Origin of the sequence: Clostridium uliginosum, from assembly GCF_900112485.1 — a bacterium.
Taxonomy (GTDB): Bacteria; Bacillota; Clostridia; order Clostridiales; family Clostridiaceae; genus Clostridium; species Clostridium uliginosum.
The window spans coordinates 1-15,161 of record NZ_FOMG01000046.1 but is presented as its reverse complement, the minus strand read 5'-3'; the positions used below and the strand labels follow the sequence as shown (position 1 = coordinate 15,161).

The following is a 15,161-nucleotide window of genomic DNA, read 5'->3' as shown; positions in this document are numbered from 1 at the left end:
GCTGGTGGAGATGCAGTTACAGGAGCAGCCACAGTAATACTTGCTATGGGTGCTGGTAAAAAAGCTGCACAAGCTATAGATGAATATTTAACTAAGGCACATTAAAATAAATAATTATACTATGTTTTAATTAAATGTTGATATTTCAAATTACAATATAAATACTATTTTAAAACATAACAAAAATTAAAAATATTGATGATATTGTTCTTTTAAACAATGAATTAAGATAATAGGAGCTCCTAAGGGAGCTCTTTTTTGCATAAAAATAATTGAATAACACTATAGTAGCTATTTTTATATTGCGTGCTGATTATGAAATATTTAAAGTATTTAGTAGCATTTTACAAAAAAAGTAATGCGTATAATAACCAATTAAATAAATTTCTACAAAAAACGACCAATTTCACAAAAAACTATTTTCATAAGCCAATAAATTATATATAATGTAATTAAAAATATAAAATAAAAAACTAATTTGGAAAATAAGCACTAATATATTAAACTATTTTTAATTTAAATATAATAAGGAGAATATGTTAACAGTTAGGTATAATAAAAAATCGAAATTATATGTCAGTAATGGCAAAAAAATTAGACTTAATCAAGATTAATATTATTAATAAACAAGAAGGACATTGAAATTAAAATTTTTACTTATAGTAAGGGGATAGGCAAGTGTTAAAAACGATAAAAAGCAAATTGATTTTTCTTGTCACTATTTTTGTATGCACTATTATGTTTATGGGTTTTTATTCAATAAAGACTTTACAAAGTGTAAATGAGAAATCTACAGTTATTACAAAATCTTGGGTTCCGTCAATTACATATTCAGAAGAATTGAACACCATGACATCGGATTTTAGGTTACTTGAGTATGATCATATTATTGCCACAAGTCCAGAGACAATGAAAGAAAAAGAAAAAGCTATGGAAGAAAAAAATACAGAAATACAAAAATATTTAAATCTTTACAAAAGCGACATGGATATAGATGAGGATAAAGAAATATTTAATACTGTTAATTCAGAGTGGAATAAATACTTAGAATTAAATAAGCAAGTAATTGCTTTTAGTAGACAATTAAAAACAGAAGAAGCAATGAACATAATGAATAAAGAATCAAAAGAAGCTTTTGATATAGCATCTTCTTCGTTATTAAAATTAGTTGATTTTAATAAGAAAATGACTGAAAATGCTAGCTTAGAGGGAGATAAAGAATATAGCACTGCTATGAAGATAAATATTGCTATAATAATAATATTGGGTATAGCAAGTGTGATTTTTGGATTATTTATTATTAATTCTATAAGACGACCATTAAATATTTTAAAAGAAGAATTAAATGCTTTATCAGAAAGAGGAGGAGATTTAACCCAAGAAATAAAAGTCAACTCTGAAGACGAAATAAATGACCTTGCTAAAAGTTTAAATAAATTTATACACAATTTAAGAGATATTATTAAAACAGTTAATGAAAGCTCAGATAATATTGAAAGTGTTGTAGATATTATAAAAGATAATGTTACAGAATTAAATAATGATGTAGAAGAGGTTTCAGCAACTACAGAAGAACTTGCTGCAAATATGGAAGAAACTGCAGCTTCAGCTGAAGAGATGTTAGCAACATCACAGGAAATAGAAAAAGCTGTTCATTCTATTGCACAAAAATCACAAGAAGGAGCAGTTGAGGCGGGAGAGATAAATAAAAGAGCAGAAGATACAAAAACAAATGTACAAGCTTCACAGGAAAAAACAAATAAAATATTTATAAATACAAAAATGGAGCTTGAAAATGCTATAGAATCATCAAAGGTTGTAGGACAGATAAATGTACTTTCAGAAGCTATAATGCAGATAACATCACAAACAAACCTCCTTGCATTAAATGCAGCTATTGAAGCTGCAAGAGCAGGAGAAGCAGGAAAAGGATTTTCAGTTGTAGCTGAGGAGATAAGAAAACTTGCAGAACAGTCAAAGGATACAGTAATAGAAATACAAAATATAACAAGTAAAGTAACAGAATCAGTAAAAAATCTTTCTGACAGTTCAAACAAGTTATTGATTTTTATGTCTACAGAGGTTGATAGTGATTACAAGACTATGATAAATGTAGCAGATAAATATAGTCAAGATGCTCAGTTTGTTGATAATCTCGTAATGGAGTTCAGTTCAACATCAGAGGAACTTTTAGCATCTCTACAGGATGTACTTAGAACTATAGATGGAGTAGCACAAGCGGCTAGTGAAGGAGCTGGAGGAACTACAGATATTGCAACTAGTATATTAGAAGTTAATAATAAATCAAATGATGTTTTACAGCAGGCATTAAAATCAAAAGAAAATGCTCAAAAACTAAAAGGGGAAATTTCTAAATTTAAGATTTAGGACAATCTTTAATTAAAAGAAACAAGAATATTATAATCCAGTAAATTTTATACTTTTTAAGTAGTTTACTTATGAAGAATGTATAGTAATAATGCATATAAAATATATAACATAAATTAATATTTTATATATTTTGATTGAAACATGTGAATTAATAAAATAATATATTAGATTACTTTAATATCTATGAGTACAGATAATGAACTCATAGATATTTTATTTTATAGGTAGTATAAATATATTTTGGAGCATAGGAACAGTTATATAATATTTGTAATGAGTAATTTTGAATATGCCTAATTTTAAAAAGTTCAAATGTACAGTTTAAAATTAGGGAATATATATTATACATATTTGCAAAAGTTTATGTTTCAATTGAATTAGGCTGTATCAGATTGATATTTCAAATTACAATATAAACACTATTTTAAAACATAACAAAAATTAAAAATATTGATGATATTGTTCTTTTAAACAATAAATTAAGATAATAGGGGGACTGTCTCAGAATTATCAAGTGAAGCAATAACAAAGAAATAGAAATAACATTTATTAAAGAAGACTAGAAAAATTTCGCTAAGACTTTCTAACATATAAAGTTGTACCCATAAAAGATTGCTCCTAATATGCATTAGGACAATCATTTATGGAACAACTTCAAATGAAGAAACTCTAAGCTTATTTTTCAATGCTTCTTCTACAAATGTTATTTCTATTTTTTTGAATATACATCATATCATTAAATGATTTGTATTATTATACAGCCCCTTTTTTTGCATCAAAATAATTAAATAACAATATAGTAGCTATTTTTATATTGCGTGCTGATTATGAAATATTTAAAGTATTCAGTAGTATTTTACAAAAAACAATTCATACTATAACCAATTAAATAAATATCTACAAAAAACGACTGATTTTACAAAAACTATTTTCATAAGCCAATAAGTTATATATAATATAATTAGAAATATAAAATAAAAAAGCTCTTTTTGTAAAATTAATACTAATGTTTTGAAATATATTTAATTATTGAATGAAAATATTAAATCTTATATTTAAAATATAAGATTTAATTTAAATATAAGGAGGAAAATATATTAACAGTTAGGTGTAATAAAAAACGAAATTACATATCAGTAATGATAAAAATTTTAGACTTAATCAAGACTAACATTATTAATAAACAAGAAGGACAGTGAAATTAAATTTTTTACTTATAGTAAGGGGATAGGAATGTGTTAAAAACGATAAAAAGCAAATTAATTTTTCTTGTAACTATTTTTATATGCACTATTATATTTATGGGTGTGTATTCCATAAAATCTTTAGAAAGTGTAAATGAGAAATCTACAGTTATTACAAAATCTTGGGTTCCGTCAATTATATATTCAGAAGAATTGAACACTATGATATCAGATTTTAGATTATTTGAGTATGATCATATTATTTCCACAAATGAAGAGGCGATGAAAGAAAAAGAAAAAGCTATGGAAGGAAAAAATATAGAAATACAAAAATATTTAAATCTTTACAAAAGTGATATGAATACAAAAGAGGATGAAGAATTATTTAATGCTGTTAACACAGAGTGGAATAAATACTTACAATTGAATAAGAAAGTAATTGATTTGAGTAGACAATTAAAAACAGAAGAAGCAATGAATATAATGGATAAAGACTCAAAAGAAGCTTTTGATAAAGCATCTTCTTCTTTATTAAAATTATCTCAGTTTAACAAAAAAATGACTGAAAATGCTAGCGTAGAGGGAGACAAACAATATAATATTACCATGAAAATAAATTTGGCTATAATAATATTATTAGGTATAGCAAGTGTGATTTTCGGATTATTTATTATTAATTCTATAAGAAGGCCATTAAATATTTTAAAGGAAGAATTAGATGCTTTATCTGAAAGGGGAGGAGACTTAACTCAAGAAATAAAAGTTAACTCTAAAGATGAGGTAGCTGATTTAGCTAAAAGTTTAAATAAATTTATACAAAATTTAAAAGATATTATTAAAACAGTTAATGAAAGCTCAGATAATATTGAAACTGTTGTAGATAATATAAAGAATAATGTTACAGATTTAAATAAGGATGTAGAACAAGTTTCAGCAACTACAGAAGAACTTTCTGCTAGTATGCAAGAAACTGCAGCTTCAGCTGAAGAGATGTTAGCAACATCACAGGAGATAGAAAAAGCTGTTCATTCTATTGCACAAAAATCACAAGAAGGAGCAGTTGAGGCAGGAGAGATAAATAAAAGAGCAGAGGATACAAAAGCAAATGTACAAGCTTCACAGAAAAAAACAAATGAAATATTTACAAATACGAAAACAGATCTTAAAAAGGCTATAGAATCATCAAAGGTTGTAGAACAGATAAATGTACTTTCAGAAGCTATAATGCAGATAACATCACAAACAAACCTCCTTGCATTGAATGCAGCTATTGAAGCTGCAAGAGCAGGAGAAGCAGGAAAAGGATTTTCAGTTGTAGCTGAGGAGATAAGAAAACTTGCAGAACAGTCAAAGGATACAGTAATAGAAATACAAAATATAACAAGTAAAGTAACAGAATCAGTAAAAAATCTTTCTGACAGTTCAAACAAGTTATTAATTTTTATGTCTACAGAGGTTGACAGTGATTACAAAACTATGATAAATGTAGCAGATAAATATAGTCAAGATGCTCAGTTTGTTGATAATCTTGTAATGGAGTTCAGTTCAACATCAGAGGAACTTTTAGCATCCCTACAGGATGTACTTAGAACGATAGATGGAGTAGCACAAGCTTCTAGTGAAGGAGCTGGAGGAACTACAGATATTGCAAGTAGTATATTAGAAGTTAACAATAAATCAAATGATGTTCTACAGCAGGCATTAAAATCAAAAGAAAACGCTCAAAAACTAAAAGGAGAAATTTCTAAATTTAAGATTTAATTAAAAGAAATAAGAACATTATAATTTAGTAAATTTTATATTTTTTAAGTAGTTGAGTAATAAAAAATGCAGGGTAATAATGCATAGAAAATATACAACATAAATTAATATTTTATATATTTTGATTGAAACATGTGAATTAATAAAATAATATATTAGATTACTTTAATATCTATGAGTACAGATAATGAACTCATAGATATTTTATTTTATAGCTTTGTTTAAATATAGTGTTGCAAAAAAATAGTTTTTTAGAAACTAAATTAGTACTATTAGATTCAAGATAAGCATATAAGAGAAAAGGAAAAAAATTATTCATATTCATGTAATGAATGTCTCTAACAAACATAAATAAGATAAATGCTATAAATAATAAATTTTATTAATTAGAACTTATATATGAATTTACTAAAGAGAGTAAAAAATGTACTAAATGATATCATTATGTAAAAATATGTATCTAACAAGCAAATTTATGTGTAAAATCTATGTATAAAATATAATTAATTCAATAAATATAAAAAACTAACATTTTTAACAAACTAAATGTTATAAATATATTGAAAATTCAGATTTTACCAATTATAATTAAACGTATACAATGTAAAAAATAACCATGAGATAAAGATAAATGACTTAAACATATAAACTGTTGTGAATAATATGCTTTAATAGTTGTAATTTTATCAAAATAGGTCATTTGTACGGGAAAGATAGTTATTAATTTAACAGAAAGGGGGTTAATAATGAATATAAATACTTGTTAAATGTAAAAAAATGATAGTTTTTAGAAAAACATTTTTAAGTATTAGGGGGATGAAAAATGAAAAAGTCTATAACAAAAGTAATAGGGATTACTTTATTAGCAGTTAGTATGTCATTGACAAGTTTTCCATCAAATGTTAAAGCAACGGAGATAGGAAAACAAATACCAGAAATAACCCAATCAGTTAACCAAGGATCTAATAAAACTGAAGCAGAAAAAGTAAGCGATAAAACTCAAACAGAAAAAGTAAGCGACAAGAATGAAACACCAGAAGTAACAGATAAAATTGAAACACCACAAGCATCTGATAAAATTGAAACACCACAAGCACCTAAGGTTGAAATACCACAAGCATCTGATAAAATTGAAATACCACAAGTACCTGATAAGGTTACAACACCACAAGCACCTGAAGCTCAACTTGATGAAAATATTAATTTATTAGATGAATCAACATCTCAAGGTAATAAGTATCCAGCTGTATTTGTTCATGGATTCATGGGCTGGGGAAGAGATGAAGTAGCAGGATTTAAATATTGGGGAGGAACTGTAGATCTTCAACAAAAAATGCGTAATGCAGGATATGAAGTTTATACAGCAACAGTAGGACCAGTATCTAGTAACTGGGATAGAGCATGTGAACTTTATGCTTCTATAGTAGGCGGAAGAGTAGATTATGGTGCAGCACATGCTGAAAAATATGGTCATAGTAGATATGGAAGAACATTTCCAGGATTATATAAAAATGTAAGTGATAAAAACAAGATTCATCTTGTTGGACATAGTATGGGTGGACAAACTGTTCGTACACTTACACAATTATTAAGTAAAGGTAGTGAAGAAGAATTAAATTATGGACAATCAAATTTATCACCATTATTTGAAGGTGGACATAATTGGATTCACAGTGTTACAACAATAGCTACACCTAATGATGGAACAACTGCAGCTGATGGAAATAAAATGGTTGATTTTGCAAGCTCTGCATTTGGACTTTTAGGTTCAGCAACAGGTGGTAGTTCTCTTACAAGCTCTTTATTTGATTTTAAATTAGACCAATGGGGTTTAACAAAGAAAAGTGGCGAATCTCATTTACGTTATATAGCACGTGTTTTAAATAGTGATATTTGGACACATACAAAGGATATTGCATCATATGATTTAACAACATATGGTTCAGAAGAACTTAATGAATGGGTAAAAGCTCAACCAAATGTTTATTATTTCTCTTGGACAGTTTGTGCAACAAAAGAAGCATTTTTAACTGGACATTATATTCCTCAACCAGGGGTAATGAATAAGACATTTTATCCAAATGCTCTTGTAATGGGTAGATATACACGTGACGAAGCTGGTCTTCCTGTAATCGATGAAAGCTGGTGGCCAAATGATGGTTATGTAAATTGCATAAGTGAAAATGGTCCTAAGTTAGGCTCAGATGATGTTATAGAAAAATACAATGGTACACCTATAAAAGGTCAATGGAATTCTATGCCTACACTTATGAATATGGATCATGAAGATATAATTGGACGTTTCGGAAATGTAAAACAATGGTATATTGATCGTTGTGAACAATTAAGTGAATTGCCACAATAGAAATTAAATAAGTTGGTATAAGCTTATGAATAAATTAGGCATTAAAAAGATGGCTTATGTATAAGCCATCTTTTTTAAAATAAATAACAAATTAGTAAGAAGAATACATGCTAGTTATTATGAGTTAATGTCTAAATGTTATTGTAAATATATGTAGAAGTATAGCTTATACACTAACAATTAAATTTCTTTTGTAAAAAAATAACAAACAAATATTAAGACAATATCCATGGTGTATTTCAAGACTCAAATACTCGATTGCTTAGATGATAAAGTGAAGTTTAGAAAGATTATTGCAAATAAAAATAAATTTAGGGGGATGAATATGAAAAAATCTTTAACCAAAATAATAGGTATTACTTTATTAGCATTTTCTATATCACTAACAAACTTTCCGGTAACTGCTGGAGCAGTTGAACAAAAAACACAGATACAACAAAGCGTACAAGCAGTTGAGGCTGAAGTAGGGTCGCATAAAACAATTGAATCAACAAAAGACATAACTGAAACAATAAAAAAGACAGATAATACTAAATTACAAGAAATGCAAAAAGTACAGGAAGCACCAGCTGTACAAGAAAGTGAAAAGGTAAAGGAAGAACAAGAAGTAACAAATTTACCGAAAATAGATGAAATAAACAATTCCGTAAAACCAGATGAGGAAGAAGTTAAACAAACAGAAGATGTTAGCGAAGTACCTTCAATAGAGTTACCAGAACTTAATACTGCTAATATAACACAAGGTAATAACTATCCAATAGTTTTAGTTCATGGTTTTTTAGGATTTGGAAGAGATGAACTATTAGGATATAAGTATTGGGGTGGAGTAGTAGACGTTCAAGAAGAATTAAATGATTTAGGTCATCAAACTTATACAGCAACAGTAGGACCAGTATCAAGTAACTGGGATAGAGCATGTGAACTTTATGCTTATATAGTAGGTGGAAAAGTAGACTATGGTGAAGCCCATGCTAAAAAATTTGGACACAATAGATATGGTAGGACATATCCAGGTTTATATAAAAATATAAGTAATGAAAATAAAATTCATTTAATAGGTCATAGTATGGGTGGACAAACTATTCGTACACTTACACAATTATTAACTGAAGGTAGCAAAGATGAAATGAATTATGGACAAGGAAATCTTTCACCATTATTCGAGGGTGGAAAACATTGGGTTTATAGTATTACAACAATATCAACACCTAATAATGGAACAACTATAGCAGATGCAGTTCCAGCAAGAGAGTTCTTAAGTTCTGCATTTGGTATTTTAGGAACAATAACAGGTCGTAGTAATTTAGCTAGTTCACTATATGATTTTAAGTTAGATCAATGGGGATTAAAAAGACAATATGGTGAATCTCAATTCAAATATATAAGAAGAGTTTTAGGAAGTGATATTTGGGATAGAACAAAGGATATATCAACGTATGATTTATCAACACAAGGTGCACGAGAACTTAACAGATGGGTAAAAGCACAACCAGATGTTTATTATTTTTCTTGGTCAACTTGTGCAACAAAAGAATCATTAATTACTGATCATTCTATAGCACAAATTGGACCAATGAATCCAATATTATATCCAACAGCAGATATAATGGGTAGATATACACGTAACAGAGCAGGGCTTCCTGTTATTGATAAGAAATGGTTCCCAAATGATGGAGTTGTAAATACTTATAGTCAAAGTGGACCAATATTAGACTCAAATGATATTATCAAACAATATAATGGCGAAGCTAAAATAGGACAATGGAATGTAATGCCTAGACTTATAAACACAGATCATATGGATATAGTAGGATCATTTGGTGATGTTGAAGATTGGTATAATGATTATGCAGACTTTTTAAGTAAATTACCACAATAGATATACAAATATAAAGGAATATCTTCAGTATAATTGACAATTGATAAAGAATAATTGTTTAAAGTTGAGAATTTAGAGTGAAGAGTTAAAACTTAAAAAACAATCAAAAGAAAGTGTTCAAAAACTAAAAGGAGAAATTTTTAAATTTAAGCTTTAGAATCTGCTTAATTTTAAAATATAGTCTAAATTATTAATAAAGGTAGATATTAGATTTAAGATAATATCTGCCTTATTTTTTTATGTTTTTTTATAAGAGGTTAAAAAATATTATTTTTAAATATATATATTTATTATCATAATTAATAAATTAAAAAAATAAAATAAAAAAATATAAGGTTATTTTAATAAACTAATAAGTATAAGTATATTAAAAAAAGACTAAAAGTAATGTAGAGGGGGAAAAAAATGAAAAAGTCTTTAACTAAACTAATAGGTATTTCTTTATTAGCAGTAGCTATGACAGCAACAAGTTTTCCAAGTAATGTTAGAGCTGCAGAAATAGCAAATGTAGTACCAATAGTAACTCAAGCATCAGAAACAAAGGATGCTAAAGCAGAGGTAGTTCCAAAAACAGTAAAAACATTTAAAGAAGATGCTAAGCTAGAGGTGGCTCCAGAAACAGTAAAAGGAGATGCTGAGTTAGAAGTAGCACCGGAAACAGCAAAAGAAAACGATAACACAGAAGATAATTCAGAAACAGCAGTTGAAAAAACTAAAGAAGATTCAACTTTAGAAGCAACTGAAGTAACTCAATCAGATGAAGGTATTAATTTATTAGAAAACACACAATCTGAAGGTAATAAGTATCCAGTTGTACTTGTTCATGGATGTGGGGGTTGGGACAGAAATGAAAAATTAGGATTTAAATATTGGGGAGGTACAACAGACCTTCAAGAAAAAATGCGTAATGCAGGATACGAAGTTTATACAGCAGCAGTAGGACCAATTTCAAGTAATTGGGATAGGGCATGTGAACTTTATGCTTCTATAGTAGGCGGAAGAGTAGATTATGGTGAAGCACATGCTAAAAAGTTTGGACATGATAGATATGGTAGAACATATCCAGGCTTATATAAGAAGGTAAGTAATGATAATAAGATTCATCTTATTGGACATAGTCAGGGTGGACAAACTGTTCGTACAATCACACAATTATTAAGTGAAGGTAGCGAAGAAGAAAGAGCATATGGACAACATAATATGTCACCATTATTTGAAGGTGGAAGACACTGGATTAACAGTGTTACAACAATTTCTACACCTAATGATGGAACAACATTATCAGATTCAATACCATTTGTTGATTATATAACTCCATTATGTGGCGTTGCAGGTGTAGCAACAGGTTCAAATAGTGTTGTAAGCGATTACTTTGATTTTAAATTAGATCAATGGGGATTAAAAAGGGAAAGACATGAATTACAAGCTCATTATATTGGACGTGTTTTAAGGAGTGATATTTGGAAAAGAACTAAAGATATGTGTTCATATGACTTAAGCACATATGGTGGAGAAGAATTAAATAAATGGGTAAAAGCACAACCAGATGTTTATTATTTCTCTTGGACAACTAGTGCAACAAAAGAAGCACGAATTACTGGACATTATATTCCTCAACCAGGAGTAATGAATAAAAATTTCTATGCAAATTCACTTATGATGGGTAAATATACTCGTAATCAGTCTGGCAAACCTATTATTGATGAAAGTTGGTGGCCAAATGATGGTTATGTGAATTGTATTAGTCAAGATGGTCCTAAATTAGGTTCAAATGATATTATACAAAAATACAATGGTACACCTGAAAAAGGTCAATGGAATGCTATGCCTACACTTATTAATATGGATCACGAAGATATAATTGGACGTTTCGGAAATGTAACTCAATGGTATATTGATCGTTGCGAACAATTAAGTAAATTACAATAATAGAAAATAAATAGTAATTTAAATAAATTAGTATAAGCATACTACTATATTATTTTTTTTTGAATATGTCTTAAAAAGGAGATGTTACAAAATGATTTTTTAAATCATTATAAGCAACAGCTTCTTTTTTTTATGTACTATATTGACAAAATTAAAAATGAGAATATAATTTAGTTATACAACACCCCCCTAGGGGGAGGAGGTGAAATATTTATGAGTGAAGAAAGAAAAAAGGCATTACAAGCCTTAAAAACGGCTAAAGGACAAATTGAAGGAATAATAAAAATGATTGAGGATGATAGATATTGTATAGATGTTGCTAATCAGATTTTAGCAGCACAATCATTATTAAAAAAGGCTGATTTAATGATTTTACAAGGTCATTTGCGTCATTGTGTTAAGGAAGCTTGTTTAAATAAGAATCCTGATGAAAAGATAGAAGAAGTTAATAAAGTACTAGAGAAAATACTCTCTAAGTAGATTGAAGGTGAGATATGAATAAAAAGAATTTTAGAATAGAAGGAATGACTTGTTCAGCTTGTGCAAATAGAGTTGAAAGAACAATCAAAAAATTAGACGGGGTTGAAGGAGCTAATGTTAACTTTGCTACTGAAACTTTAAATGTAGAATTTGATGAAAATAAATTAACAAATCAAAATATAGAAGAGGCAGTAATAAAAGCCGGATATGGTGTTAAGAAGAACTTAAAGACTTATACATTTAAGGTTGAGGGAATGACTTGCTCAGCCTGTGCTAATAGAGTAGAGAGAGTAACTGAAAAATTAGAAGGTGTGGAAAATTCATCTGTAAATTTTGCTACTGAAAAACTTACTATTTCAATAAATGAAGATGAAATAGCTTATGGACAGATAAAACAAGTAGTGGATAAGGCTGGGTACAAACTTATTAAAGAAGATAATAATAAAAAAATAAAAGAGCAAGATGCATCACATCAATTACTTATTAGATTTATAATATCTGTAATTTTAACCATACCATTATTAATAATAACTATGGGACATATGATTGGAATGAATCTTCTTAGTATAATAGATCCAATGTTTAATCCACTAAATTTTGCTTTAATTCAAGTTGCATTAACCTTGCCTGTAATGCTAGTAGGATATAAGTTTTATAAAGTTGGATTAAAAAATTTATTTAAGCTTAGTCCTAATATGGATTCTTTAATAGCTATAGGTACTTTATCAGCATTTTTATATGGTATGTTTGCAATATTTAAAATTAATAAAGGCAATCATGAATATACAATGCATTTATATTTTGAATCAGCAGCAGTAATATTAACTTTAATAACCTTAGGTAAATATTTAGAAGCAGTTTCAAAAGGCAAAACATCACAAGCAATTAAGGCATTAATGGGATTGGCTCCTAAAACTGCAACTGTTGTAAGAAATGAAAAGGAAATAGTTATTTCAGTAGAAGAAGTTATAATTGGAGATATTATTTTAGTTAAACCTGGTGAAAAACTTCCAGTAGATGGTGAAGTTATAGAAGGAAATACAGCTATTGATGAATCTATGCTAACAGGAGAAAGTATTCCAATTGAAAAGGGAATAGGTGATAACGTAATAGGCGCAAGTATAAATAAAACAGGATTTATTAAATATAAAGCTACAAAAATAGGGAAAGATACAGCACTAGCTCAAATAGTTAAATTGGTTGAAGATGCACAAGGATCAAAAGCACCAATAGCAAAGATTGCAGATGTAATATCAGCTTATTTTGTGCCAATAGTAATTGGACTAGCTATTATCTCATCACTAGCTTGGTTAATTGCAGGAGAAACACCTATTTTTGCATTAACAATATTTATTTCAGTATTAGTTATAGCTTGTCCTTGCGCTCTGGGATTGGCAACACCAACAGCAATTATGGTTGGAACGGGTAAGGGAGCTGAAAATGGAGTATTAATTAAAGGTGGAGAAGCACTAGAAACTACTTATAAGCTAAATACAATAATATTTGATAAAACGGGAACTATAACAGAAGGAAAACCAAAGGTAACAGATATTTTAGTTAATAACTTTAATGAAGAAGAAATTTTAATTTTAGCAGCAAGTGCAGAAAAAGGTTCTGAACATCCATTAGGAGAAGCTATTGTTAAAGAAGCAGAAGAGAGAGGATTAACATTAAAAACACTTGATAGTTTTAATGCTATACCGGGACATGGAATAGAAGTGAGAATTGACGAAAAAGATGTTTTCCTGGGAAATAGAAAGCTAATGATAGAAAAAAATATAGATATATCAGTATTACAAGAAAAATCTAATATCTTAGCGAATGAAGGAAAAACTCCAATGTATATAGCGATTGATTCTAAGCTAGAAGGAATAATAGCGGTAGCAGATACTGTTAAGCCAAGTAGTAAAAAAGCTATAGAAGCTTTACATAAAATGGGTATGAAGGTTGCTATGATAACAGGTGATAATAAAAACACTGCACAGTCCATAGCTAAACAAGTAGGAATAGATATAATTTTAGCAGAAGTACTACCAGAAGATAAGGCAAATGAAGTAAGTAAACTTCAAGCAAACGGTGATAAAGTTGGTATGGTAGGAGATGGTATAAATGATGCACCAGCACTTGCTAAAGCAGATATAGGAATAGCTATAGGATCAGGTACAGATGTTGCAATAGAATCAGCAGATATAGTGTTAATGAAAAGTGATTTGATTGATGTAATAAGTGCTATTAAATTAAGCAAGGAAACCATTAAAAATATAAAGCAAAATTTAGGTTGGGCTTTTGGATATAACATATTAGGAATACCAGTAGCTATGGGAATACTTCATATTTTTGGAGGACCATTATTAAATCCAATGATAGCAGCAGCAGCAATGAGCTTCAGTTCAGTATCAGTTTTATTAAATGCATTAAGACTTAGAAGATTTAAAGTTTAGCTATGTTTTAAATAAATGTTGATATTGTAATATAAAGCTACTGGACAGTGGAATTTACTTTGAGAACACTAAAATAAATCTTAGTCCTATTAATGCATGCTCCAATCAAAGATTGTGACAAGCAATTAATAGTACAAATATTCATTAAGTGTTCTAAAAAAGCAAATTCCAATGCCAGTTCGCTCTTACATTAAAATATCAACACTATTTTAAAACATAGTGCAACAGTTTCTAATATAACTAAATTACAATAAATAATAACAAGGAGGATATGAATATGAAAAAAAAGATTTTAATTGAAGGAATGAAATGTAATCATTGTGTAGGTCATGTTAAAAATGCTTTAGAGGAATTAAAAGGGGTAACTTCAGTAGAAGTAAATCTAGAAGAAAAATATGCTTTAGTAGAGACTACAGAAAATAATGATGTTTTAAAGAATGCTATAGAAGATGAAGGATATGATGTTTTAGAAATTGAGTAATTTAGGCATCTCTAAATAAATAACTAGTAAGTCTTCCAATGTCATTTAGTTAACAAAATGACATTGATATTGTTCAAAAAAAGTAAGGTATAAAAATATACCTTGCTTTTTTTTCAATTAACACTTGACAAATATATAGAAAAATGCGGCGTAGCCCCTTAAATATATAAAAATTTAAGGAGGCATCACTAATGATTAATTACTCAAAAATTGTAAAATACAAGCTAACATATATTATTAAAGAAATGGG

8 protein-coding genes are annotated in these 15,161 nt (G+C 28.4%); all 8 read left to right on the top strand.

Annotated elements, in window-relative coordinates:
- Window positions 1-678 precede the first annotated feature (678 nt).
- The 8 genes from BM027_RS17145 to BM027_RS17110 all read left to right on the top strand — a co-directional run bounded on the left by BM027_RS17145 (window position 679) and on the right by BM027_RS17110 (window position 14,911).
- Entirely contained in the window at window positions 679-2,388 is a 1,710-nt protein-coding gene (locus tag BM027_RS17145) for a methyl-accepting chemotaxis protein (RefSeq protein WP_090094404.1), read from the top strand.
- Window positions 2,389-3,626: 1,238 nt separating this feature from the next.
- A complete protein-coding gene (locus BM027_RS17140) occupies window positions 3,627-5,336 on the top strand; it encodes a methyl-accepting chemotaxis protein (protein ID WP_090094403.1) in 1,710 nt (569 codons plus the stop codon).
- 823 nt (window positions 5,337-6,159) lie between these two features.
- Window positions 6,160-7,701 carry an esterase/lipase family protein gene (locus BM027_RS17135; protein ID WP_090094402.1) on the top strand — a complete coding sequence of 514 codons (1,542 nt, stop codon included), beginning with the start codon at window positions 6,160-6,162 and terminating at the stop codon, window positions 7,699-7,701.
- Between the two features lie 325 nt (window positions 7,702-8,026).
- Window positions 8,027-9,580 carry an esterase/lipase family protein gene (locus BM027_RS17130; protein WP_090094401.1) on the top strand — a complete coding sequence of 518 codons (1,554 nt, stop codon included), beginning with the start codon at window positions 8,027-8,029 and terminating at the stop codon, window positions 9,578-9,580.
- Between the two features lie 405 nt (window positions 9,581-9,985).
- Entirely contained in the window at window positions 9,986-11,509 is a 1,524-nt protein-coding gene (locus BM027_RS17125; protein ID WP_090094400.1) for an esterase/lipase family protein, read from the top strand.
- Between the two features lie 213 nt (window positions 11,510-11,722).
- Entirely contained in the window at window positions 11,723-11,989 is a 267-nt protein-coding gene (locus tag BM027_RS17120) for a metal-sensing transcriptional repressor (RefSeq protein ID WP_090094399.1), read from the top strand.
- Between the two features lie 14 nt (window positions 11,990-12,003).
- Window positions 12,004-14,430, top strand: a complete 2,427-nt coding sequence (locus BM027_RS17115) for a heavy metal translocating P-type ATPase (protein ID WP_090094398.1) — start codon at window positions 12,004-12,006, stop codon at window positions 14,428-14,430.
- A gap of 277 nt (window positions 14,431-14,707) precedes the next feature.
- Window positions 14,708-14,911, top strand: coding sequence for a heavy-metal-associated domain-containing protein (locus BM027_RS17110; RefSeq protein WP_090094397.1), 204 nt, complete (start codon window positions 14,708-14,710; stop codon window positions 14,909-14,911).
- Window positions 14,912-15,161: the final 250 nt, after the last annotated feature.